Genomic DNA, 24,403 nt, shown 5'->3' with positions numbered 1-24,403 from the left:
TACAGAATAAAAGATGGATCTTAAAGCTAAGAACAGTGGGGATAAAAGAGAGTGTTTGCTGGTTAAGGTTTCTTTTTAGTGAAGATAGGGAGAATATCAGAATTTCTCAAAAACGATTCAGTTGAGTAGTTATGTTTAGGAGTATATACTAAAGAAAAGATAAATAAGGGAGGAATATATAATATGTCAGAAGAAATTGTTATTTTAACAGAAGCGGCTGCTTTACAAATAAAAGAAATGATGAAAGAAAGTGAAGAAGATGCAACATTCTTAAGAGTTGCTGTAAGAGGCGGCGGATGCAGCGGATTATCTTATGGAATGGGTTTTGCAGCGGAAAAGGAAGAACAAGATGTGCTATCCGAACAATTTGGAATCCAGTTAATTGTAGACCAAAATGATTCAGCTATTTTAAAAGGAACAAAAATAGACTACAAACAATCCATGATGGGCGGCGGTTTTACCATCGACAATCCAAATGCGATTGCGTCATGCGGATGCGGCTCATCATTCAGAACGGCGAAAAATGCTGGAAGCCCTGAGGAATGCTAAAAAAGCAAAAACGATAGCAGGGATTGTGAATTACAGGGGATTTATATATGTGCAAAAGCCTAAAAATGTATAATAAACCTTAATGTTTCCTATTAGGGTTGTGGATTACAAGCCTTCTCAATTTAGTTAATGTCCAAAACATAACGATTGAGGAGGATTTTTTATGTTTCTAAACAAAAGAATCCAGTTGAGAAAATAAAAAAGCCACTGCTATAGCAAGAAGCGGGGCAGATGGAGAAGTTATATAATAGAGGAGTTTCGAATAGGCGCATGATCTTAATCATTCGCCTATCTTTTAATGGAAGCAACGCCCATTAATTTTCTAGATATCGATATAATGTAGATTTGCTGATTCCAGTCTCTTCTTTGATTTGGGTAAGGCTATATTTTTTGCTTTGATGCATAATAATAGCACGTTGCACATTTTCATCAGGTTTTCTAGGGCGTCCTGGCGAGATTCCCTTTTGTTTTGCTTCTAATAACCCCTTTTTTGTTTTTTCGCTAATGACATCACCTTGGAATTCTACAAGATGCTTTACAATATCATAGAAGGGATAGCCTGATTCATTGCTTGTATCTACATTCTCAGCAAGAGATTGAAGGTATGCTCCTTTAGCGTCTAATGTTTCTAACAGCTCAACTAAGTGGCGTGTAGAATCTGCGATTGCAAATAGTTTTGCTACAACTATTTTATCTCCTTGATTAAGGTGATTTATCATATTGTTAAGTTGTATTCTTTTTTTTGCTGAGGAATGTTCCTCGGAAATAATCATTTCACAAAAATGCTCTTTTAATGATTTTAATTGATGTTTACAATTAAAATCATCCTCATATGGTCTCATATATCCAATTAGCATTCAAAATCTCCCTTAACGATTATACTTCTTTTTTATCATAACATAACAAACTATTAAAATAAAAAAGTTCCAAAATAGTTCCTTTTTGGGAAGATAGATGGTAAACTATGTCTGCTGAATATAAAATGACTTGCAGAACAAGTTAAAATATATAGATGGGGTGAACGGAAATTGGTAGAAAAAATAAAACATGAGTGGTTTTCAAACATTCGGGCAGACATGCTTTCTGGCATTGTAGTAGCATTGGCGTTAATTCCAGAAGCAATTGCTTTTTCCATCATTGCAGGTGTAGATCCAATGGTTGGATTATATGCATCTTTTTGTATAGCCGTGATTATTGCCTTTGTAGGCGGTCGTCCAGGTATGATTTCAGCAGCGACTGGAGCCATGGCATTATTAATGGTTCCTTTAGTAAAGGAATATGGTTTAAATTATCTTTTGGCTGCAACCATTTTAACAGGATTAATTCAAGTAGTATTTGGTATGTTTAAAATAGCAAAATTAATGAAATTTATTCCAAGAGCTGTCATGATTGGATTTGTCAATTCATTAGCCATTCTTATTTTTCTGGCACAAGTACCTCATTTTTGGGGAGTTTCCGCATTAACGTATGTTTTTGTAGGGATAACATTGCTGATCGTTTATATTATGCCTAGATTTATTAAATCTGTTCCTGCACCGCTGATTGCTATTGTTCTATTAACGATTATATCTATTTATACAGGTGCTGATTTGCGGACAGTAGGAGATTTAGGTTCTATTACCCAAACTCTTCCTTCTTTTTTTATTCCTGATGTACCTTTTTCTTGGGAAACATTAAAAATTATTTTTCCTTATTCCATTGCTTTAGCCATTGTTGGATTATTAGAATCGTTATTAACATCTTCTATTGTAGATGATATGACAGGAACAGACAGCAATAAGCACAAAGAATCTAGAGGCCAAGGCATAGCGAATATTATTAATGGTTTTTTTGGCGGCATGGCAGGCTGTGCAATGATTGGACAATCGGTAATTAATGTGAAGTCAGGAGGGCGCGGGAGACTTTCTACACTAACGGCCGGTCTTTTTTTGATGTTTTTAATTATCGTTTTAGGAGATTTAGTTGTACAAATTCCAATGCCTGTTCTAGCAGGTATTATGATTATGGTGTGCATTGGCACATTTGATTGGTCTTCATTTCAATACTTGTTGAAAGCTCCAAGAACGGATGCAATAGTAATGCTTGCAACTGTTCTCATTGTAGTGGCAACACATGATTTATCCAAGGGAGTAATAGCAGGTGTTATTTTAAGTGCTATATTTTTTGCTGCGAAAATCTCCACGATAAAAGTAAAAGAACAACAAAAAAATTCCAGCATTGTTTTTGAAGTAGAAGGACAACTGTTTTTTGCATCTGTAGAAGGTTTTGTAGAAGCCTTTGATTTTTCGGTTCAATCTAAGGACATTGTGATTGACTTTTCGAATGCGCATATTTGGGATGATTCAGCAGTAGGAGCTATAGATAAAGTAGTGTTAAAATACCGTGAAAATCGTAATAATGTAATGATTAAAGGGTTAAATTCCTCAAGTAAAAGGTTAGTGGATAAATTAGCTATATATAAAAAGTCGAATTCAAAATTATCTGTGCATTAATTTATTGTTTGGAAGTGTAACGAATGTTTGAATTGCCTCCACCTAGCTAATGCTTGAAGTGGAAGACTTCTGTCGGCAAATGATAAAATAATCTTATTATAGCTGTAGATATTTCAGAACATTCATTAAGAGCGGCCCAAGAAGCGAGTGGAATTGCAAGTCTGATAAATGAAGGTACAGATAAGTATAGGGTGTAGATTTCTTCAAAGCAAAGAAGAATTAGAGCAATCAAGAAGGGCAAAATTATTGCCGATAGAAAAACAAATCAAAGCTAACAATGTTTCTTAGAGGAAAGCCGGGCCTGTAATGATGGTTTATGCAAATAAAAAAAGTGTAGAAAGTCTCTAGAGATTCTCTACACTTTTTTGTGCAATGATCTATAGTTTATTTAAACATAGAAGTACTGTGAAGCGGCTGTACACGTGCTTTTGGATCTAAATATGCTTTTGCATTATTGACAGAAGTTGGCGCTTCGCCAAAACCTGATGCAATTAATTTAACTTTCCCATCATATGTGCAAATATCGCCAGCAGCATAAATTCCTGGGATATTTGTTTCCATTTTGCTGTTGACCACAATGGAGTTCTTTTGAATTTCTAAACCCCAGTCTTTAATAGGTCCGAGTGAAGATACAAAACCATAGTTAACGATGACTGCATCTACATCGATTATTTCTTTCTCTTGTGTTGTCACATTTTCAAGGACAACTTGTTTAATTCCTGCTTCATCACCAATTAATTCAGAAGGAACAAATGGAGTTTTAACTGCTACTTTTGAGTTCATTAAATTTTCTACGCTATGTTCATGAGCACGGAATTTATCTCTGCGATGAGCAAGGTAGACTGTCTCTGCGATAGGTTCAAGCATCATTGCCCAGTCTACTGCAGAATCGCCTCCACCAAATACCATTACTTTTTTTCCTGCAAATTGGTTTAAATCATTAATAAAATAATGCAGGTTTTTCCCTTCGTATTCTTTAGCTTGTTCTAGCTCTAATTTACGAGGCTGAAATGCACCATTTCCGGCAGTGATAATAATGGTTTTTGAAAAATGAACTTCTTTATCTGTTGTTAATTTAAATATTCCATCAGCTTGTTTTTCCACCAATTGTACAGCTTGTTCTAAAATAATGTTTTGTTCAAACTTAGACATTTGTTCAGTCAAGTTATCTACTAATTCTTGTGCGCGAACTTTTGGAAAGCCTGCAATGTCATATATATATTTTTCAGGGTAAAGAGCAGTTAGCTGTCCTCCTAGGTGTGGAAGACTCTCAATTACTTTTACAGTAGCTTGTCTCATTCCACCATAAAAAGCAGTAAACATGCCAACAGGTCCTCCCCCGATTACTGTTATGTCATAAATGGTTTGATCTTCTTTCAATGCGTATAAGCCTCCTCTAATAGATAAATTACTTTTTTTTATCATATCATAGTAAACAATATTAGACACTTGCAAAATAACTTATTTTATCCAGAACAGTAGCAAAAATTTAGGATAAAAAGGTTATTTTATCTTCTTTAACGAATGTTAATAAAACTAGCATATTGTTAATTTTTAGTATTTTATTTTTAAGAAAAAATACATTTGTTAATATTTACTAGTTTGTCACCTTGTTTTTCTAGCTTGTTTTTGCATAATTTTTTTAAAAATAGGAAATGAATAGGATTGGGAGGAGTGAAAGAATGACTTTTAGGAAAAAAATAATGATAAGGATAGGAATGCTTCTATTATTTATTCTTGCATTATTAACAACTTTTCAAGCTATTTCGGGTGTTGAAGCAAGTTCCTATTCTAGTAAGGAGAAACAAAATAAAATAGAGAGTATAAAAGAAACTAGTATTTATCATAAATTAAAAGAAATGGATGTCTCCTTTAAAAGTTTAAAAAAGGTACAAGCAGAAAAAACTCAAGTTTCCTCTAGCAGGGAAGTATTGGGAGAAAAGCCATTATTGGAAAATAGAGATTGGTCAGCTTATCCGAAAAAAAAGGTTGTCGCAACAGGGTATACAGCAGGATATGAATCAACAGGAAAAACACCTAATGATCCACTATTTGGCATTACTTATTCTGGAGTAAAAGTAAAAAGAGATTTATACAGTACGATTGCTGCTGATCCAAAAGTTTTTCCAATAGGCACTATATTGTTTATTCCTGAGTACGGTTTTGGTGTGGTGGCAGATACAGGCTCAGCAATAAATGGAAATAAATTGGATTTATACTATAAAACAGTAGATGATGTTTATAAAAAGTGGGGGAAAAAAACATTAGATGTGTATATAGTCGAAAAGGGAAATGGGAAACTAACAGAAGCAATGCTGAAAAAATTGAATGAAAAAAAATCTATGCAAGTTTTTCGACAACAATATACCAATTCTGAAAGTAGATAATAACTTGTAGGTTGTTAAATACATATTAAAAAAGGATAGAACCAGTTCTATCCTTTTTTGCTTTTGAGCATAAGTATTCTTTGATTATTTTAAAAGATTGTCAAGAATAAGTGTTAACGCAATTCCAGTTAACCCGCCGAAAAATACTTCAATAGGCTTATGTCCAAGCAATTCCTTTAGTTCTTTTCTTTTTTGCTGCTCCGGTTTATTTTGCCAACCTTTTGCATCTAATAGGAATTTATTAAAGTCAGCAACTAGCTGATTAAGCACGATAGCTTGTTCCCCTGCCTGTCTTCTAACACCTGTTGCATCAAACATCGTGATGATAGCAAATATAGCTGCAACAGCAAATAAAGGAGAACCCATGCCGCTTTCAAGAGCGATTCCAGTAGATAATGCTGTTACAGCGGCAGAATGAGAGCTTGGCATTCCCCCTGTGCTAGTAAGGAGCTTCCAATCTATTTTTTTTGTGATAAAAAAAGTAATGGGAACTTTAATAAATTGAGCAAAAAAGATTGCTGCAAGACTGGCGATTAAAGGGAAATTATAAAGTAAATCCAAAAAAGTCACCTCCACTTTTTATAAAATATCCATGGTTATATTCTTACCCTAATAAAGGAGAAAGTAATATTGCAGACATAGTATGAACTTTTCGATAGAATAAAGAAAATCAAGATGAACAAAATAGTGAATTTATTTTGCTATTTGGCAGCAAGATATTTGCTGATTAAAGTTTTATTTATTATAACATAATAAATAAAAACTCCCATAGCAGCAGTTTTATTCATAAAAAAGAGGGAGGTATCATTTTTTTATTTAGTAAAAAAATAATTAGCTATTCGAACTTTATTTTATTTTAGTATAATAAATATAGAAAGAATGGAGGGAATCTTTATGTTTACATATAAAAACGAGTGGAATTTCACTAATCATCATGAGAGCATCATAATTGGGCTATTTGAGAAATCCAGCAAATTAGAAGGACAACTGGCTGAACTGGATAAAGTCTTTGAAGGCGAGCTAACCAATTTAATTAAAGAAAATGATATTTCTGCAAAGAAAAAAAAGGTATCGGCTATTCATACTTTTGGAAAAATTGGATCAAAACGCATTATCTTTATTGGATTGGGAAAAGAAAAAGATTTGAACTTCCACGAATTAAAGGATTTGTTTGGGGCAGCATTCAAAAAAATTAAAAAAGAAAAATGGATTGAAACCTCTTTATTGGCTGATTCGTTTACGACAAGCAAATTAGATGCATTAGATGTTTCCCATGCATTCAGTGAGGCATTTTCTCTTGCAACTTATGAATTTACAGGCTATAAACAAAAATCAAATGAACCAGATAAAAATATAGAAGAAATAACAGTTTACAGCTATGCTGATCAAATAGACATAGAAGCTGCATTGCATGTTGGTTATGTATATGGAAAAGCAACAAATTCTGCTCGCGATTTAGTGAATTTACCAGGAAATATGCTTCAAGCTAGCGATTTGGCAGATTATGCACAGGAACTTGCATTAAAATATTCTTTTGAAATAGAAATCCTAGAAAAAGAAGATATGCTAAAGCTTGGGATGGGAGCATTATTAGCAGTAAATCAGGGGTCAGTAGAGCCGCCTAAAATGATTGTACTTAAATACCAGGGAAAAGAAGTATGGCAGGATGTTATTGGATTAGTCGGAAAAGGCATAACATTCGATACAGGAGGCTATTCGATCAAACCCAAAACAGGCATTGTGGGCATGAAAACAGATATGGGCGGAGCTGCTGCTGTTTTAGGAGCAATGGAAATAATCGGAGAATTAAAGCCGGAACAAAATGTGGTCGCTGTTATCCCATCAACAGACAATATGATTAGTGGAGCTGCTTTTAAACCAGATGATGTGATTACATCGATGAGCGGCAAAACGATTGAGGTGTTAAATACAGATGCGGAAGGGCGATTGGTTTTAGCAGATGCCATTACCTATGCAAAACATCATGGAGCAGATTATTTAGTAGATGTTGCTACATTAACAGGTGGCGTTATAGTAGCTTTAGGGATGGAAACAACAGGCGGAATGACAAATGATGAAGCATTATTTGAGCAAGTGTTGGAAGCAAGTTATGAAGCTGGAGAGCAGCTGTGGAGGCTGCCGATTTTTGACTGTCATAAAGCGAAAGTTCGAAGCAGTGCTGTCGCTGATTTAAATAATTCACCAACAAGAGATGGCCATGCGATTATGGGTGGGGCATTTATTGGGGAATTTGCAGAAAATACGCCATGGGTTCATTTGGATATTGCAGGGACGTCTACTACAAACAGCAGCTATAATTTAGGAGCTGCAGGGGCAACAGGTGCTATGACGCGAACACTTGCATTGTTAGTAGAAAGATTCGAAGCAAAAGGCAAATAAAATAAGAGAAAAAGGGGCTGTTGTAGTCAGAAATTTGACTAACAGACCCTTTTTTGTTGTTTTATGTTAAAGAAAAGCTTTTTCATTAGTATAGTGGTGTCTAAGCTGATTAACAGCATCAAATAAGGGTAGTATGATTCATTAACCACTCTTCCATTGGATAGGGCATCGTTCCTTTTGCAACTAAGGATGCGTGTCCCCCTTCAAACAGAGTAAATGTTTTATCTTTGCTTGCTACTAAATCCATAATAGGTTCACATAAGTTACTTGGAACAAGAGGATCGCTTTTAGTGGAGAAAACGAGTAAGTTGCAGCGAATATTTTGAAAGTCAACTGGTTGATTATCGATTATTAATCCCCCTTCTATAATTTTATTATCACGAATAAGATCATTCATAATTTGTTTAAATGCTTCTTTAGATAATGGGATATGATCAATGGTCCACTTATTCATGCGCGTCCATTTTTCACGATAATTAGGATTATTTGCTTGGCTTAATAATGCTAAATAATGACTATAGGCAACAGGAGAAACCAGTAGCCTTGTTCCATATTTAATGGAACTTGGTGGAATCATCCCCATTTTATCTACTAAATCATCGATGTAAATATCACCATTGCGAAGAGCTTCTAACCAATTGCCGTAAATAGGGAATGTGGAAAAATCTATTGGAGATACAGCAAGAATTAAGTTTTTCATTTTTTGTTTTGTTATGGCAGCAAAAATAGTCGCGAGTGTTCCGCCAAGACAAAATCCAATAACAGTCATTTCGTCCGTTCCGGCATGTCGGATTGCTCGTTTATAGCTTTTCTCAATATATTTTGTAAGATAATCATCAATCGTAATATTACGATCTTCAAAACCAGGTATGCCAAAATCGATTAAATAGGTATCATAGCCAGCTTGAGTAAATGCTTCGATAAGACTAATAGAGGGGGCTAAATCCAGAATATAGGCTTTGTTGACTAAAGAATAGATGAGAAAAATAGGTTCTTTATATTTTTTGTTTGGAGATGGATAATACCATAAAGTAGCTTTGTTTTTTTTCCAAATCGGATATTTTTCAGAGAGTCCAACTTCAGGATCTAAAGAGTAGGAGATTGTTTCGATAAAGGATGATAATTTACCCTTATTCATATTACTGCTCCTTATCGGGGGAGTCGATTGGATTTTGAAGCTTTGCTAATATCTTTTTTTGTTTGGAGACTTTTTGTTTCACTTCATTCATTTCCTGTTGAAGTGCTGAAATGACTTCTTCTTGTTTGTAGGCATTTGCAGCATGGCCTTTTGGAGCAATAGACAGTTTTTCTAGAAGTTCTTTTATTTCTTGAATCTTTATCTGCAAATCATAAATTTGTTCATCTAAATCATCAATTTTTTCTTCTGATTGAAGGATTAGCTGAGTAGCATTCGATAAATCTGTTTTTGTAGGCAGATTGATGACAGCAGCTGTCCTTTCTACATAGTTTTGTACTTTTTCAATTTTTTTTGTTAAAGTGCCAGTATGATCTTTCACTAAATGAATAGCTGAAGTGCTATTTAATTGTTGCTGAATAAAATCATTAATTCTAAATTGCAGCAAGCCTCCTCCCTTTTTTAATATTTCATAAAAATCAAGTGTAACATTCATATATTTTCCATCCTTTCTTTTTTATGTGTTATAGCATAGAGGATAATCCACCATCTACTGCAATAATTTGACCTGTTATATAATCGGAAGCCTGACTAGATAAAAGCAAAGCGATTCCTTTTAAATCTTCTTCTGCTCCTAATCGGCCTGCTGGTATTTTGGCAAGAATTTGCTTTTTATGCTGTTCGAAAACAGAGGTTATTTTTGTTGGGAAAAATCCAGGCGCAATCGCATTTACTTGAATGTTATATGGAGCAAGTTTAACGGATAATTCCTTGGTTAATGTAATGATGGCTCCTTTGCTTGTATTGTAGCTGATTGCATCTAGAAAGCTAGGATGAGTTCCTTGAAAGGCAGTAACAGAAGAAATATTAATTATTTTTCCTTTTTTATGTTCTGCCATTTTTTTTGCTGCTGCTTTGGAAAATAGAAAGGTGCCTTTTAGATTGATATCCATGACTTTGTCCCATTTATCTTCTGGGTAATCTAAAGTGGGAGCCATCCAAGAAGTTCCACTATTATTAATAAGGATATCGATAGAGCCAAATTTTTTAATTGTTGTCTGAATGACATGGTCTATATCTTTTTGTTTAGAAATATCACAAGGAACTGCTATTGCTTGAACGCCCTTTTGTTTTAATTCTGCCACCGTTTGCAGACAATTTTCGATTTTTCTAGAACATATGACTATATTGGCGCCAGATTCTCCAAGAGCAATGGCCATCTGTTTGCCCAGTCCTACTCCCCCACCTGTAATAATGGCTACTTTATCTGTAAGATCGAAATAATTATTCATAGAATTTACAACCTCCTTTTTCGTTCTATATTTCTTTATTAGTATAAACAAGCATCATAAGAAGGGTGAATAAATTAATCAGTTAGCCCTTGTCCATATTGATTTTGAAGAGTATGAAGAAAAACAGGAAGCTTTATCATCAGAGCATTGTGACAAAGGACCAATTACTTAGGGGGAAAGCCCAGTCCAAACACAGGGCGTATGCATATGATAGATTGGGGATAAAAAAAGAAGAGAGTGGAGGTAATTGCCGATGATGTATGGATACAGAAATCCTTATCAAGATTCAAGAATTTGGTTTGGAGCACCATTATTAGGTGGATTAGTAGGCGGATTAGTAGGTGGAGCAATAGCGAGGCCAAGACCTTTTATATATGGACCAGTGCCATACGGACCAGTACCATATGGACCAGTGCCATACGGGCCATATCCTTATTATTAATAAGGATATGGTAAAGCTCATTGTTGATTTTGACACTTGTTGATTGAAGCGAATACCTCTCGCTGCAATCAACAGGCAAATTTAACAAAGCGATTAATAAAAGAAAAAGAACAAACAAAAGCGAATTTATTCGCTTTTGTTTGTTCTAATTATCTCCATTTTAATTGGATGGAAAGAAAACAACAATGGGGAGGCTGATTTTTATGGTCAAAATTAAAAGTAATTCCATCTGGATTATACGATATTTTGGGCATCGTTTTTGTTCCAAGAGATTGGACAAGCTTTTCCACTGTTTGGGTTTTGGAAGCTTGAGCAGCACTCATAATTTGCTTAGATATTGCTTGTGATTGGATAATTTTTGTCAGTAAGGCCTCTGCATCTTTTAGTAATAATAATGAGTCTTTGGCTGATGCTATCCATTGATTAGGATTGACTTCAGGAAGTTCCCGAAGGAAAAGGGGATAATGTAGATGGGGATGGTAAATAACAGCAGGGTGCCGAATATAAAAGAACTTAGATCTATGATGCATAAAACCCATCCTTTCATTAAACAGGTACCTATTTTCTAACCCCATTTTATTCAGGAAGATGAGAAAATATGATGAAAAGATAGGGAAGCTTTTGGGAAATGGAGAAACAATAGAGAAAAAGCAATGTTTGTATAGGGCAAGGAGAAGATGAACTCCTTGCCGAATTTATTAAAATCGGTTGCGATGTTCCACTAAATCAATGGTTCCTAGCACAATATGAGCCAGTCCAAAACCAAAAACAGTATTGGATATCATAGAATCAATTTTACGGTTTTGTTTCATCACAAGACCAGCTGTAGTGACTGCGGTACCCAACACAGTAGGAATAAGCCCTTCACGAATATGCTCCATTAAAAAATCACTCCTGTTTTTTGGTTTGGTCCGTATATGGACTTTTTTAGTATGGCATGTAGAGGCAAGAATAGAAGTGGAAATACATGGGGAACTTTTTGGCAGTTAAATATAGAAGCGTGGTTTATACTGCTTGGCCTGTAAACTATTCCATCATATTTTGCATAAATTGAAACTTCAACAGTGAGAATGGAGAAAATCCCACATCTATATTTTTATTTTTCGCTTCGGGATAGCTGCCTGTTAATGCATGATAAATAAAAACAGCGGCAATAGAATTACCGCTGCAATCATCAACTAGTATTTCGTTACAGTCCTATACTTGTCCTTTAGATCATCTCGAATTGCATTATCGCACATAGGGACTTTTGTGTTGTAGGCAGCTCGGATAATAAGGTGGCCAGCGACAGGAGATGTAATAAATATAAAGGCAATGGCAAGAATTAACCGCGAATGAAGCACACCTTCTGTTTGGAAAAAGTAAAGGCTTGTGCCAAGCAAAATGCACATAATTCCAAGAGTGGCAGATTTGGAAGCAGCATGACTCCTTGTATAGACATCTGGCAATTTAATTACCCCAAATGCTGCAACCACAGCAAGAGCGGCTCCTAAAAAAATTAGGATACCAGTAATGATTTTAATGGTTATTTCGATCATGTTCCACAACCACTCCTTTTTCTAAATACTTTGAAAAAGCTACTGTGCCAATAAAAGCAAGAATTCCAATTAGCAAAATTACTTCCAAAAATGCGGTTGTTTTTAACAAGATGGAAAGAATGCTCGTAATTGCCACTAAATTAATGCCGATAGCATCAAGAGCAACTACTCTATCTGGTGTAGAAGGCCCTTTAATAACACGATAAATAAAACCGATCATAGATAATGCAATAAGGATTAGTGAAGCATGCAAAACAAAAGAAAACATTATTTACTCACCTCTAATATTGCTTTTTCAAAACTTTCTTGAATCGCTTTGATTGTTTCTTCTTTATCGCTGATATCCATTGCATGAATATATAATGTAGAATTATCTTCTGAAACATCAACAACTAAAGTGCCTGGGGTTAATGTAATTAAATTAGATAATATGGTGATTTGCCAATCTGCTGTAAGCACTGTTTTCATTGCAAAAATGCCTGGCGTCAATTTGGCATTTGGCTGAAAAATGGACTTTAAGACAGCATAATTTGCCAAAATAAGCTCTTTGATAAAAATCAACAACAGTTTTAGAATAGAGACGATTTTGTATAAATAGAAACGTCCAGTAAAAAAGCGTCTTGTCAAAAAAATTAAAAGCAATCCAATGATATAGCCAATAATAAACGTATCAGCTTCTTTGGATCCTTTTAAAAACATCCAGACAAATGCTAAAAACACATTTAATAATAATTGGAATGCCATAGTTACTACTCCTTTAAAACAGCTTCAATATAATTGGTTGGATGAAGCAGAGTGTCAGCTGCGAGTGAAATATATGAATAAATGCTTTCAGAAAAAATCCCCATGAAAAAGGAAAGGCAAACAAGGATAATGGATGGGAACAATAAAGCTTTGATGGAAGGTTTTTCGGCTTTTGTTTTTGTTCCCCAAAATGCTTTGATGAAAATTTTGATAACAGATAGAAGCACAAATAGGCTTGAAATTAAGACAATAAAGCTTCCACAATAATCATGCTTTTCAAATCCTCCCTGAATTATCATCAGTTTGCCGATAAAGCCGCTTAATGGTGGAATGCCTGCCAAAGAGATGGCAGCAATAAAGAATGTCCAGGCAAGTGCAGGGTGGCTATTCAATAATCCCCCCATTTTGTTTAAATGGAATGTACCGCTAGCAGCAAAAATTGCGCCAATCAGCAAAAATAAGGCAGTTTTGATGACCATATCATGCATTAAATAAAAAAGGGATCCAATTAGAGAGTTTTCAGTAAATGCTGCCACTCCATACAAAATGACCCCAACTGCAGTTAAAATATTATAGATGATAATTTTTTTAATATCATTATAAGCTAAAGATCCGATGACTCCTAACACAATGGTGATAAGAGATAAAATACTTAAGAGTGTAAAAATATATTCATTTGCAGAGAAAAATAGCGTAAAAGTTCTTGCTATCGAATATACTCCCACCTTTGTCAAAAGAGCCCCAAAGAGGGCCAAAATAGGGATAGGTGCAGCATAATAGGAGCCGGGCATCCAGAAAAATAAAGGGAAAATTGCTCCTTTTAATCCAAAAACAACCAAAAACAGTACCGCAATAACTGTAATAATGCCTGAATTTTCAACTTCACTCAGCCTTTTTGAAATATGAGCGATATTTAATGTGCCGACAACGGAATATAAATAGCCAACAGTTGCAACAAATAAAGCAGAAGAAATAATGTTTACTAGTATATATTTTACTGTTTCTCTTAGCTGCACTTTTGTGCCGCCGATAACAAGAAGCACATAAGAAGCCATAAGCATCACTTCGAAAAAGACAAATAAGTTAAAAATATCTCCCGTAGAAAAAGCTCCAATTACGCCCACAAGCAAAAATTGTATAAGGGAATAATAAAAGTAGCTTTCTCTATCTTGATCTATGCCTTGAAAAGAGTAGAGTATGCAGCATAATGCTACTATATTAGTTGTTAAAATCAATAAAGCAGAAAGCATGTCAGAAACAAGCGTGATGCCAAAAGGAGCTTCCCAATTGCTGAGATTAAGAGTCTGCACACCGGTTTTTTTTATTGTATCAATAAGAATAAGGGAAATAATAATAGAAACTATTAAGCTGACAACAGATACTATTCGTTGAATCATAATGTGTTTATGGAAAAAAATTAAGAGAATTCCTGTAAAAAAAGGAATGATAATCGGAAAAACGCTAATATTACTCATGTTCTTTTTTACCTCGCAATTTCTCTAAATTATCAGTGCCCAGTTCTTGATAGGTGCGATAGGCAAGCACTAAAAAGAAGGAGGTTACTCCAAAGCTGATGACAATAGCTGTCAAAATTAATGCTTGCGGCAGTGGATCTGAATAAGAGCTGGCATGCTGTCCAAGCAGTGGGGCTGCTCCCTTTTTCAGCCCTCCCATTGTTAAAAGCAGCAAATGAACGCCATGGCTTAAAAGCCCAGTTCCAATAATAATCCGCAATATGCTTTTAGAAAGCATTAAATAAGTTGCAGATGCAAATAAGATTCCTATAATGATGGACATTAAAATTTCCATTATTTATCCTCTCCAATGCTTTGAATAATGGTCATTGTCACACCAACAACAACTAAGTAAACTCCCAAATCAAATAATGCCGCAGTATGAAGGGATGTTTCGCCGAAAAGAGGAAGATGTACATGTTTATTAAAAGCATGCGTCAAAAATGGTTTATGTCGAATAATAGAACTTATTCCAGTAACAAGCGCGATAAGCAAACCTGTTGCGGCTACATAGATATAATTGACTGGAAAAAGGTTTGCGACCGTTTTGATATCATAGGCAATCAATAATAAGACAAGAGCCGCACTTGTCATTAATCCTCCCACAAATCCACCGCCAGGAGTGTAGTGTCCTGCAAAAAAGATATCTACTGAAAAAAGGAGAATAAGGAAAATAATTATTTTGGTAATAGTCTGTAGAATTAAATCATTTGTTTTCACGGTTATTTCCTCCTAATCGCAGCTTAATCATCGTGTAGATTCCAATCGCAGCAATAGCAAGTACTGCAATTTCAAATAAAGTATCAAATCCACGAAAATCAACTAATATAACATTAACCATATTTTCTCCAGCTGCTTTTTTATAGGTATTCTCTACATAGTAGGATGAAATCGAATCGAATAATTTAGTATTATAGCTGGAAATCGCAATAATGCTAAAGGTAATTCCCACTAATACGGAGATGATAGCATTATTCATTTTAAAGCCAATGCTTTCCTTTTTTCGTGCATTTCTAGGCAAATGATAGAAACATAATAAAAATAATGCAACAGAAACAGTTTCTATTACTAACTGAGTCAATGCCAGATCTGGGGCTTGAAAAATAACAAAAAACAGGGAAACACTATAGCCGACAGCCCCTAATAAAATGATGGAAGCTAAGCGGGATTTTGCGAAAAGAATAGAAATGGTCGCAACGATTAATATCAGTGATAAAACTATTTCATACAATCCAATCTGAGCTAAGTTTTTTCCGTAAAAGTTGACTCCATTTTTTGTTAATAAAGTATAGCCTGCAGTAGCAACTAAAAATGTAAGAATATAGAGAAGATATGTCCGAATAGAACCTACCATATATCTATTTGTTAATTGTTTTGACCAAAGTTTCCCTTTTTCTATCAGAAAGTTATAAAGAGCGTTTATGCTATATGGAAATATTCGATAGAAATTTTTCCACTTTGTAAAAGTTAAGGTTAAAAGAATTCCAAGGACAAATACACCAATTGTCATAAAAAATTCTATGTTAAATCCATGCCAATGATAGATATGAAGGTCGTAGGATGGAACACCTCCATAAACTGCAGTGATAGCAGGCGATAAAATGGTATTGGAAAGAATATTAGGAAATAGTCCAATAACTATAACTAGAGATACGAGTATCAATGGTGAAATAAGCATGCCAATTGGTGCCTCATGTGGTTTAGTTGGCAGCTGCTCCGGTTTATATTTTCCTGCAAACACTCTAAAGACTAGCAACATGCTGTAAATAAAAGTAAAAACACTTGCTATCCATGCGAGTATTGGGAACAGCACGCCCCAAGTGTTAAATTGGAATAAATCAAATTTCGTTATATTTATCATAGCGGTAAAAAACATTTCTTTGCTAAGAAAACCATTAAATGGCGGCAAACCAGCCATAGAAAAAGCGCCAATAACAGCAATGCTAAAGGTAATTGGCATAAATGTCATTAGACCGCCTAACTTTCGAATATCTCTTGTGCCAGTTTCATGATCTACAATTCCTACCATCATAAATAAGCTTCCCTTAAATGTTGCATGATTCACTAAATGGAATAAGGCAGCAGCAGTAGCAATTGTAAAATAGTCATTTTCTAAGGAAAAGTGAACGCTTGCTGCACCTAATCCTAATAACGACATGATAAGACCTAATTGACTAATGGTAGAATACGCTAAAATTCCTTTCAAATCAGTTTGCTTGACTGCAAAAAAGGAACCGTACAATAACGTAATTATTCCGACTGCAGCGATTGTCCATAACCAATAGGCAGACTCAGCATAGATTGGGGTTAGTCTAGCAACAAGGTAAATTCCTGCTTTAACCATTGTAGCAGAATGCAAATAAGCACTAACCGGCGTCGGCGCTTCCATAGCGTCAGGCAGCCAAATGTGGAATGGAAATTGTGCTGATTTTGTAAATGCCCCTATTAATAAACAGAACATGCTTAAAAGAAAAAAAGGATGCGAATGAACATCTTGTTGCTGGATATAGGCAATAATTTCTCTGATTTCAAAAGAACCTGTCAATAAATAAAGCAAGATGATGCCGCCTAATAAAGATAAACCGCCAAAGACAGTAACAATCATTGATTTAAGTGCACCGTTTCGGGATTTTTCTCTTTCGTTCCAATAACCAATTAATAAGAAGGATGATAAGCTAGTGATTTCCCAAAATGTATAAAGAACAATCAAGTTATCGGAAAGAACGATGCCAAGCATAGCCCCCATAAATAAAAGCAAATAAAAATAAAAAAGGTTAAGTTTTTCTTTTTGTTTATCTAAATAAAAAGTGGAATATAACAATACCAACGCACCAATTCCAGTTATCAATAAGGCGAATAATAGAGAAAGACCATCTAAATTTACTGTAAAGTCTATATGTAATGATGGAATCCAATTAGCCACCTCTACTATGGTTTCATTAGCAGCTGTTGTTGGAATCATGCTCAGAAGATAGCAAAATAAAGCAGTAGGCAGCGGCAGAATAAACCATCCCATATGCAGATTTTTAAACCATTTATGTATGAATGGAATAAACAATGCGTAAATAAAGGGAGATAATGCAGCCCAGTGTAGCAATGTCAAAGTAATAACCTCCTTAGCAAAAATAAATGAACAAAAATAGCATTCAGAAAAAACTGCAATCCTATCAGCCTGCTAAAATGTTCATTTCCATTAATTAAATAAGATTATAACGCAAAAAAAAAGGCTCTGCACAACCCGTATTGCTTCTATCTCTTTATTATTAGTTTGTTTATTAAATAGGTAGAAATGCGTAAAAATTCCTCGGAAAAAATTTTTTATTTTTTGTATAAAAGGATAAGAAAAAGAAAAAACTAAATAAAATTTTAAAAAATATTTTGTAATGTTGAATAATTGCTTATTAAATAAATCTGTGTTGTTTTGAAAATAGACTAGAAATTCTTTTGTATAGTCTTATCTGATTGGAATTTTTCTGCAAGTATAAGAAAAAGGAGGGAGGGGAATGGTGCATAAAATTTGCTTGTCTTTGTTTATTTTTGGGATAATATTCATTGGTGCATTTTGTATCAATCAAATGCAAAAAAGGGAGTTTTATTCTCCAATAGATAGTGTAGCATCAGAAAACTTAGACAGATTTTTTATTAATGTAGATATGCGGTTTGAACCGAGAGAGTATATTCGGCAAATAGCAGATGATTCTTTGGAGGAAGGGAGTAGATAGAGGAATTTTTTCATCCATAATGGCAAGTAGAATTTTAGTTGTGATAAGGAAGGTATTTTTAGGAAGGTATTCATGAACAATACATATGTTACAAGCTATTTCCCTCTTTTTTCGATTAGTTTGTTTAGTCTAGCATTTGCTATGAATACAGAAACTGCATTGTTGTCATTATTTAGGGAAATCGGAATATACAAAGGATTATTAGAATTTTTTACAGAAACGAGCATCAGACTGGTTTTGCTTATTTTTTTAGCAGGTTGCTTTTTTATGATATTTTCTGCATTAAAACTTATGGCTGATACTATAAATCAACTGTCTTTATTATTTTTTTCTGCAGATTCAACAGGGGAAAGTCTTGTGAAGGCAAAAAAAGGGAGCAGTATCTATTTTATTGGAAGTATTATTTCATTATTTTGCATTTTTTATCCGATATTGCTTGCTGCCATCTTTATAATAACAGCGCTTGTGTATTTTGTTTACTTTGTAAATGCAGCAAGTGCCAGTTTAAGTTTTACAGGAATGATTTTTATTATTTTATTCCAAGTGCTTACGTGGTCTCTTCTTTTAGCAACTATTGTCTTTTTTTGCTTAAAGCTCTATAACATGCTATTGAGGAACCTGCCTATTTGAAAAAGTTTTCCCAAAAGGGGGAAATCCATTAAATTTACGATTTTTAATATACCCATATTCTTGAATGGAAAAAGAGGCTGTTCAATAGTCAGAAAAATTGACTTTGGACAGCCTTTTTATCACGCATTAACGAACTTTTGACCCCACCTCAAGGGGATAAAGAAAAAAGGAAAAAACTAGTTGGGTAGAAATTTGCCCATCAAAGCCTGGTTGATTCAGCCAACAATCAGTGGGGGAAATGGAAAACCCTCACTGATTGAAGTTTCACTTTATTTTTGCATTATTTGTTTCCATATTTTAAGATGCAGAGAATGAGATTCTATCGTTTTTAAGCTGCTTGGCTGGTCTTTGCCAATCCAAACGCCTGCTGTCTGTTTATCTGATAAACCTACAATCCAATAGTCTTTATAGTTATTGGTAGTGCCTGTTTTGCCGCCAAGATAAGCTGAGGGGAAATAAGCCTTTTTTGCAGTGCCAGATGTAACCGTCTGTTGTAGCAGCCTCCTCATTTTTTCATTTGTTTGTTCGCTCCAAACAGGAATTGATCTGTTTTTCCATCTCATTATTTCTTTTCCTTTTGCATCTTTGACTGAAAGGATAGCTCTTGCCTTTTGATACATTCCATCGTTTCCAAACGTAGTATAAGCATCTGTTAGTTCAAGAGGGGTGAGCCCTGAAGAAAGTCCCCCGACTGCTGCTGATAAATGATGGTCATTTTTAGAAACTCGCTGGAATTGGAATGGCTGTAAATAAGTAAAGGCCTTCTCTATTCCGAGAGCATCTAAAAGTCTTACAGCAGGTGTATTGTAAGAATGGATAAATGCCTTTTCAATTGTAACCATTCCATAATTTTTGCCGCTATAATTTTGGGGGCAGTAGCTTCCGCTGCAATAAGCCCCCGCATTTACTTTAGAATAAAGCCCTTTTTTTGTTTCTTCTAGATAAGGAGCATATACTAAAATAGGTTTAATGGCAGAACCTGGCTGACGATAGGCTTGATAACTTCGGTTAAAATCATGCTTTTTATAGTTTTTTCCTCCTGCTAATGCAATAATTTGATGTGTATGATGATTTATAATAACTACTGCACCTTCTGTTTCATAAGGTGCAAGTGTTTTATTCAGCGCTAGTACAGCATTTTTTTGAATCGATGGTGAAAGCGCGGTTTGAATGGTAATCCCTTTTTTATATAAATCAGCTACTTCTTCCTGCAGCTTTTTTTCTAATACTTGTTTTTCTTTATCTGAAGCAGTTTGGAGTTTTTTGCTATAGCCATTGTTTTCAGCAAATAATTGTTTTAATTCTTCTTTGACATAAGTTGTATAGTCTGGGTATAAATCAATCGTTTTTTTGTGCTTTAAGATGATTTTCTCTTTTTTTAATAACAGGCCTTCTTTTTTAGAGATAATGTTATGGGCTGCAAGCAAGTCTATCAGTCGTTCCTGCCTTTTTTTTGTATGGCTGAAATGATTAATGGGATTATAGACAGTTGGATTATTAGGAATGCTTGCTAAAAAAACAAGTTGCGCATTTGTCAATTCCCCTGCAGAATGGCTAAAATAATACTCTGCCGCCGCTTCTAAACCGTACATTCCATTAGCAAAATAAATGGCATTTATGTAATCAGTCAAAATTTCTTTTTTTGTTCTTTTCTGCTCCAATTCATATGCATAAAAAAGTTCCTGCAGTTTGCGGTTATATGTTTTATCATAAGATTTTAAGTAGTTCCGTGCCAGCTGTTGTGTAATTGTACTGGCTCCTTGTTTAATGTTTTGCGCTTCTAAATTGGTAAATAGCGCTCTGCCAATGGAGGGAACATCAAAGCCTTTATGTTCATAGAAATGTTGATCTTCTGAAAGAATAAATACTTGTTTTATAAAATCAGGTATTTCCTCTTCCGTTAGGCTTTTTCTGTGAATAGATGTTTGAATTTCTGATATAACTTGATTATGTTGATCCTTTATATAGCTTGTTTCTTCAAGCTCCAGATTTGACATAGGTATTTTTTTTTCTAAATAACCATGAAAGCTGACTAGCTGCTTTTTTTCTTTTGCTACAGCTATAACCATACAAATAAATAAGCTGAACAGAATGCATATAATGATATAATTTCTTTTTTTGGCCACGATTTTTCCTCTGCTTAGTCTTTAGTAGTAGTTCCTTTTTATCATATAGTATTTAAATAAAGATTACTTCTTTTTTTGGTGCCCCTTTTATTAAAAATTTTTCCATAATTCTTATAAAAAATACAGAAAATTAAAAAGGATACCGAAATATTCTGTTATAATAAAATAAAAACATAAATGTTGCATTTGTTTTCATATTTTAGTAGTAGGAAATCATTAGAATCATCTGTTTTCGTCATAAGAGTGTGAAAGAAGGTGAAAAGATGGAAAAAACTCAATATGTATTTATTGACTTTGAATTTACAATGCCTGAAAAAAGTGCAAAATTTAAAGGTTTTTTTCCTGAAATTATTGAAGTGGGTATTGTAGCGGTTGTAAATGATGTCGTTAGAGAAAAATTTTCGTCCTATGTTGCTCCCCGTAAATTTCCAATTCTTTCTGAAAGATGCAAATCCTTTCTACATATATCACAACAAGAGGTGAATAAAGGAATATCTTTTTACGACTTAGTGAAGAAAATAGAGGAAGTATGTTGCGGCTATCGCAATATTATTGTCACTTGGGGCAATATGGATATGAAGGTATTAAAGAATAACTGCTTTAAAGCGGGCATTCCCTTTTCTCTGCAATTGGACGAAATAGATTTGTCGATGGAATATAAGCGTTTTTTTGGTGACCAAAATCAAACTGGTTTATGGAAGGCTGTTAAAGAATATGGGAGAGAAGGAACTGGGAGACATCATTGTGCTTTGGATGACGCTTTAACGACCTATCATATTTTCAGGCTTGTAGAACAGGACAAAAAATATTTGGAAAAACCTGAACCAACAACTATTGGAGACTTAATTGATGTTTCGAAACTATTTAATAAGTTTGCTTAAAGGAAATCAAACAGTAAGAGTATATGTGAAAAAGTGGGGTGAATGAAACGAAGCATTTTCATTTATCCCACTTTTTTATTTGCATTAATGAATGAAAAGGATTGTTGCTCCCTATTTAACAGCCAGTAATAATCTCAATGGCTGAAGTTTTATGTTACAAAGAATACTCTTTTTCAATAATAGCAAGGTTTTGCAAACTACGCTGGGCAAATTCTGATGAATCTTCAGAAAGTTCTTGTCGCATTTTTTCTAAAGCGGCATTTAAAGAATCTTGATAGCTTGGAATAGATTCTTCAAATCTTTTGGCCATTTGTTTTGGGACATTTGTTTTTTCTTTAAAGCTAAGCGCTTTGCGTTCATGAAAAAAAACACCTTCTACTGCTTTTGGATGATGAAGATCTCCTTGCATAGGGTGCTTTAAAACAGCAAGAACTTCCACCAAATAACTTTGGCTACGAATTTCCTTTATCTCCCCTATATATTTTCCTGTTTTATAAAAAGCAGAAACAACTTCTCCTACCTTTAATTCTGACAAAATAAAACCCCCTTCATTTTTTATAGGCGTCTATGTTTGCTTAGCCGCTGACTAAATAGTATCATATTGCTTTTTTTGTGGACATGAATAAACGGGCATAAATATGTTTGTTTCTACAAAAACTAAAAAAAATGTTTGCGGAGGCTAAAAAAATGAAAAAATTAATTGTAGTAGGTGCTATGCTGTTTCTTCTTAGCGGATGCGCGCAAGGAAATGTGACAAAAATGGATGTAGAAATGTTTAATGATGTAGGAGATTCATTAGGAACCATTACATTAACGGAGAAATCAAATGGGGTTATGCTAAGTTTAGATTTAAAAGGATTAACGCCTGGTGTTCATGGCATTCATATTCATGAAACAAAAAAATGTGATGCTCCAGATTTTCAAACAGCAGGAAATCATTTTAATCCAGATAAAAAAGAACATGGCCTTCTTCACCCTAAGGGTGCACATGCTGGGGATCTGCCAAACATTATTGCAGAAGATGATGGAACAGTAAAGGCGGAAATTATGGCCCCACAAGTTACTTTAAAAGAAGGGAAAAATTCGTTGTTTCAAAAAAAGGGAACATCTATTGTGATAACAGAAACAGGGGATGATGGCATGACGCAGCCCGCTGGAGATTCAGGCGCACGGATTTCTTGTAGTGCCATAAAAAAATAATAAATAAGGCGATGCTACAAAATAGCGGCATCGCTTTATGTGTTGTAAAAATAAATTTTAGAAGCAATATTTTTTCTTGTTAAAAGCTTTGAATTAATAAAAATATATTTAAAAAGACAATAATAACCGCCATTAGCCAAGAAATTATGGTAATAATGGCTGAATTTTTGAGCGGTCCCATAATGCGCTTATTACTTGTAAACATAATGAGAGGAATTAATGCAAATCCAATTCCAAAAGATAACACCACTTGACTAAGCACTAGTGCAGTAGTGGGATTTACCCCTGAAGCAATAATAGCAATAGGTGGAATGATCGTAATAAATCTTCTTACATAAAGGGGGATTCTGTAATGAATAAATCCTTGCATAATAACGTCTCCAGACATAGTGCCTACAGAAGAACTAGAGAGACCTGCAATTAATAGCCCTAAACCAAAAAGAATGGCAGATAATGGACTAACCAAGCGTTCAAAGTGATGAAAGGCTACTTCTAAATCTTCGACAAATAATCCATTTTGATGAAATAAGGAACTGGAAACAATCAGCATCGCAGCATTAATAAAGCCAGCAACAAGCATTGCAATAAGAATATCAATAAATTCAAAACGGAAGATAATTTTTTTTTCTTTATCAGAATGACCGACAATTCTATTTTGAGTTAAAGCAGAATGCAAATAAATGGCATGAGGCATAACTGTTGCTCCTAGTATGCCTGCTGCAAGCAATATGCTGTCATTTCCCTGAAACTGAGGAGTGAAAAGTCCCTGCAAAACAGAATGTATATCTGGCTTTGCAAAAAACATTTGTACAACAAAAGATAATACTACCATAAAAAGCATGGCTGTAATGCCAGCTTCTAGTGAACGGAATCCTCTTCTTTGCAATTCTAAAATTGCAAATGAACCAATTGCGGCAATAATGCTTGCTTCAATCATTGGGATGCCAAACAATAAATAGATGCCAAGAGCGGCCCCAATAAATTCAGCTAAATCAGTCGCGATTATCACAAGTTCGCCTTGAATCCACAAACCAACAGAAACTGGTTTTGGAAACTCTTCTCGCGCTACTTCTGCCAAATTTTTCCCTGTTGCAATTCCAAGTTTTGCAGATAGTGATTGGATAATCAATGCCATAATATTTGAAAACAATATAACCCATAATAATAAATAGCCATACTTAGAGCCAGCAGCAATATTTGTTGCAAAATTGCCAGGATCAATATAAGCAATTGCGGCAATAAAAGCAGGACCTAAAAAAGGAAGGATTTGGCGAAATCCCTTTGTTTTTCCGTCTAAAATAGCTTCAACCGTTGCGTCCTTTTTATTTGGTAAGGTATTTTCACTTTCCTT

The 24,403-nt window shown here is 34.5% G+C and carries 27 protein-coding genes; 9 read left to right on the top strand and 18 right to left on the bottom strand.

Translation table 11 applies throughout. The annotated features are described in order from the left end of the window. Positions 1 to 183: 183 nt before the first annotated feature. Entirely contained in the window at positions 184 to 549 is a 366-nt protein-coding gene (locus NCCP28_RS12795; RefSeq protein ID WP_248561816.1) for a HesB/IscA family protein, read from the top strand. Between the two features lie 314 nt (positions 550 to 863). Here NCCP28_RS12795 and NCCP28_RS12790 read toward each other — a convergent pair whose 3' ends face one another. Beyond that, positions 864 to 1,406 carry a recombinase family protein gene (locus NCCP28_RS12790; RefSeq protein ID WP_248561815.1) on the bottom strand — a complete coding sequence of 181 codons (543 nt, stop codon included), beginning with the start codon at positions 1,404 to 1,406 and terminating at the stop codon, positions 864 to 866. A gap of 171 nt (positions 1,407 to 1,577) precedes the next feature. Between NCCP28_RS12790 and NCCP28_RS12785 the strand changes: the two genes are divergently transcribed. Next, a complete protein-coding gene (locus tag NCCP28_RS12785; RefSeq protein WP_248561814.1) occupies positions 1,578 to 3,041 on the top strand; it encodes a SulP family inorganic anion transporter in 1,464 nt (487 codons plus the stop codon). Positions 3,042 to 3,425: 384 nt separating this feature from the next. Here NCCP28_RS12785 and NCCP28_RS12780 read toward each other — a convergent pair whose 3' ends face one another. Beyond that, complete coding sequence (locus tag NCCP28_RS12780; RefSeq protein WP_375709411.1) at positions 3,426 to 4,466, bottom strand: NAD(P)/FAD-dependent oxidoreductase; 1,041 nt, start codon at positions 4,464 to 4,466, stop codon at positions 3,426 to 3,428. A gap of 257 nt (positions 4,467 to 4,723) precedes the next feature. Here NCCP28_RS12780 and NCCP28_RS12775 point away from each other — a divergent pair, with 257 nt between their 5' ends. After that, positions 4,724 to 5,428 carry a 3D domain-containing protein gene (locus NCCP28_RS12775; protein ID WP_248561812.1) on the top strand — a complete coding sequence of 235 codons (705 nt, stop codon included), beginning with the start codon at positions 4,724 to 4,726 and terminating at the stop codon, positions 5,426 to 5,428. Between the two features lie 84 nt (positions 5,429 to 5,512). Here the strand turns inward: NCCP28_RS12775 and NCCP28_RS12770 are convergent, their stop codons facing one another. After that, the gene (locus tag NCCP28_RS12770; RefSeq protein WP_248561811.1) at positions 5,513 to 5,989 is read right to left on the bottom strand and encodes a divergent PAP2 family protein; all 477 of its coding nucleotides are present in this window, start codon (positions 5,987 to 5,989) and stop codon (positions 5,513 to 5,515) included. Between the two features lie 333 nt (positions 5,990 to 6,322). Here NCCP28_RS12770 and NCCP28_RS12765 point away from each other — a divergent pair, with 333 nt between their 5' ends. Continuing rightward, a complete protein-coding gene (locus NCCP28_RS12765; RefSeq protein WP_248561810.1) occupies positions 6,323 to 7,828 on the top strand; it encodes a leucyl aminopeptidase in 1,506 nt (501 codons plus the stop codon). 118 nt (positions 7,829 to 7,946) lie between these two features. Here NCCP28_RS12765 and NCCP28_RS12760 read toward each other — a convergent pair whose 3' ends face one another. Genes NCCP28_RS12760 through NCCP28_RS12750 form a run of 3 tightly spaced genes read right to left on the bottom strand, consistent with a single transcriptional unit; the run spans position 7,947 to position 10,255 of the window. Next, a complete protein-coding gene (locus tag NCCP28_RS12760) occupies positions 7,947 to 8,966 on the bottom strand; it encodes an alpha/beta fold hydrolase (protein ID WP_248561809.1) in 1,020 nt (339 codons plus the stop codon). Between the two features lies 1 nt (position 8,967). Beyond that, positions 8,968 to 9,459, bottom strand: a complete 492-nt coding sequence (locus NCCP28_RS12755; protein ID WP_248561808.1) for a hypothetical protein — start codon at positions 9,457 to 9,459, stop codon at positions 8,968 to 8,970. 28 nt (positions 9,460 to 9,487) lie between these two features. After that, positions 9,488 to 10,255 (bottom strand): SDR family oxidoreductase, encoded by a 768-nt coding sequence (locus tag NCCP28_RS12750; protein ID WP_248561807.1) that lies wholly within the window; start codon positions 10,253 to 10,255, stop codon positions 9,488 to 9,490. A gap of 253 nt (positions 10,256 to 10,508) precedes the next feature. Here NCCP28_RS12750 and NCCP28_RS12745 point away from each other — a divergent pair, with 253 nt between their 5' ends. Beyond that, the gene (locus NCCP28_RS12745) at positions 10,509 to 10,697 is read left to right on the top strand and encodes a hypothetical protein (protein WP_375709404.1); all 189 of its coding nucleotides are present in this window, start codon (positions 10,509 to 10,511) and stop codon (positions 10,695 to 10,697) included. 149 nt (positions 10,698 to 10,846) lie between these two features. Here NCCP28_RS12745 and NCCP28_RS12740 read toward each other — a convergent pair whose 3' ends face one another. From NCCP28_RS12740 to NCCP28_RS12700, 9 genes are all read right to left on the bottom strand, one after another. Beyond that, the gene (locus NCCP28_RS12740) at positions 10,847 to 11,227 is read right to left on the bottom strand and encodes a YuzC family spore coat inner layer protein (protein ID WP_248561806.1); all 381 of its coding nucleotides are present in this window, start codon (positions 11,225 to 11,227) and stop codon (positions 10,847 to 10,849) included. A 168-nt stretch (positions 11,228 to 11,395) separates the two neighbouring features. Continuing rightward, positions 11,396 to 11,578, bottom strand: a complete 183-nt coding sequence (locus NCCP28_RS12735) for an asparagine synthase (protein ID WP_101177368.1) — start codon at positions 11,576 to 11,578, stop codon at positions 11,396 to 11,398. Between the two features lie 297 nt (positions 11,579 to 11,875). Next, entirely contained in the window at positions 11,876 to 12,235 is a 360-nt protein-coding gene (gene mnhG / locus NCCP28_RS12730; RefSeq protein ID WP_248561805.1) for a monovalent cation/H(+) antiporter subunit G, read from the bottom strand. Beyond that, positions 12,216 to 12,455 (bottom strand): Na(+)/H(+) antiporter subunit F1, encoded by a 240-nt coding sequence (locus NCCP28_RS12725; RefSeq protein ID WP_375709410.1) that lies wholly within the window; start codon positions 12,453 to 12,455, stop codon positions 12,216 to 12,218. Before NCCP28_RS12725 ends, mnhG begins: the two co-directional genes overlap by 20 nt. Before the next feature lie 47 nt (positions 12,456 to 12,502). Next, positions 12,503 to 12,979: a Na+/H+ antiporter subunit E gene (locus NCCP28_RS12720; protein ID WP_248561803.1), complete on the bottom strand. Its 477-nt coding sequence runs from the start codon at positions 12,977 to 12,979 to the stop codon at positions 12,503 to 12,505. A gap of 5 nt (positions 12,980 to 12,984) precedes the next feature. After that, positions 12,985 to 14,454 (bottom strand): Na+/H+ antiporter subunit D, encoded by a 1,470-nt coding sequence (locus NCCP28_RS12715; protein WP_248561802.1) that lies wholly within the window; start codon positions 14,452 to 14,454, stop codon positions 12,985 to 12,987. Further along, positions 14,447 to 14,788, bottom strand: coding sequence for a Na(+)/H(+) antiporter subunit C (locus NCCP28_RS12710; RefSeq protein WP_248561801.1), 342 nt, complete (start codon positions 14,786 to 14,788; stop codon positions 14,447 to 14,449). Before NCCP28_RS12710 ends, NCCP28_RS12715 begins: the two co-directional genes overlap by 8 nt. Next, entirely contained in the window at positions 14,788 to 15,213 is a 426-nt protein-coding gene (locus NCCP28_RS12705) for a Na(+)/H(+) antiporter subunit B (RefSeq protein ID WP_248561800.1), read from the bottom strand. Before NCCP28_RS12705 ends, NCCP28_RS12710 begins: the two co-directional genes overlap by 1 nt. After that, complete coding sequence (locus NCCP28_RS12700; RefSeq protein ID WP_248561799.1) at positions 15,200 to 17,596, bottom strand: Na+/H+ antiporter subunit A; 2,397 nt, start codon at positions 17,594 to 17,596, stop codon at positions 15,200 to 15,202. The genes NCCP28_RS12705 and NCCP28_RS12700 overlap by 14 nt, the downstream gene beginning before the upstream one ends. Positions 17,597 to 17,996: 400 nt before the next feature. Here NCCP28_RS12700 and NCCP28_RS12695 point away from each other — a divergent pair, with 400 nt between their 5' ends. Both NCCP28_RS12695 and NCCP28_RS12690 read left to right on the top strand, forming a co-directional pair. Further along, positions 17,997 to 18,215 (top strand): hypothetical protein, encoded by a 219-nt coding sequence (locus tag NCCP28_RS12695; RefSeq protein ID WP_248561798.1) that lies wholly within the window; start codon positions 17,997 to 17,999, stop codon positions 18,213 to 18,215. 72 nt (positions 18,216 to 18,287) lie between these two features. Continuing rightward, positions 18,288 to 18,845 (top strand): DUF5366 family protein, encoded by a 558-nt coding sequence (locus tag NCCP28_RS12690; protein ID WP_248561797.1) that lies wholly within the window; start codon positions 18,288 to 18,290, stop codon positions 18,843 to 18,845. A 269-nt stretch (positions 18,846 to 19,114) separates the two neighbouring features. Here NCCP28_RS12690 and NCCP28_RS12685 read toward each other — a convergent pair whose 3' ends face one another. Next, positions 19,115 to 20,971: a transglycosylase domain-containing protein gene (locus NCCP28_RS12685; RefSeq protein WP_248561796.1), complete on the bottom strand. Its 1,857-nt coding sequence runs from the start codon at positions 20,969 to 20,971 to the stop codon at positions 19,115 to 19,117. A gap of 263 nt (positions 20,972 to 21,234) precedes the next feature. Between NCCP28_RS12685 and kapD the strand changes: the two genes are divergently transcribed. Then, positions 21,235 to 21,852, top strand: coding sequence for a 3'-5' exonuclease KapD (kapD, locus tag NCCP28_RS12680; RefSeq protein WP_248561795.1), 618 nt, complete (start codon positions 21,235 to 21,237; stop codon positions 21,850 to 21,852). Between the two features lie 154 nt (positions 21,853 to 22,006). Here kapD and kapB read toward each other — a convergent pair whose 3' ends face one another. Continuing rightward, positions 22,007 to 22,387 (bottom strand): kinase-associated lipoprotein KapB, encoded by a 381-nt coding sequence (gene kapB / locus NCCP28_RS12675; RefSeq protein ID WP_248561794.1) that lies wholly within the window; start codon positions 22,385 to 22,387, stop codon positions 22,007 to 22,009. Between the two features lie 152 nt (positions 22,388 to 22,539). Between kapB and NCCP28_RS12670 the strand changes: the two genes are divergently transcribed. Next, entirely contained in the window at positions 22,540 to 23,052 is a 513-nt protein-coding gene (locus tag NCCP28_RS12670) for a superoxide dismutase family protein (protein WP_248561793.1), read from the top strand. A gap of 79 nt (positions 23,053 to 23,131) precedes the next feature. Here the strand turns inward: NCCP28_RS12670 and NCCP28_RS12665 are convergent. Continuing rightward, the coding region (locus NCCP28_RS12665) for an Nramp family divalent metal transporter (RefSeq protein WP_282579567.1) at positions 23,132 to 24,403 on the bottom strand (1,272 nt) is incomplete at its 5' end.

The organism is Niallia sp. NCCP-28, from assembly GCF_023168165.1.
Lineage (GTDB): Bacteria > Bacillota > Bacilli > Bacillales > Cytobacillaceae > Niallia.
The sequence above is the reverse complement of the archived record's forward strand: the minus strand, read 5'-3'. Positions and strand labels throughout refer to the sequence as shown.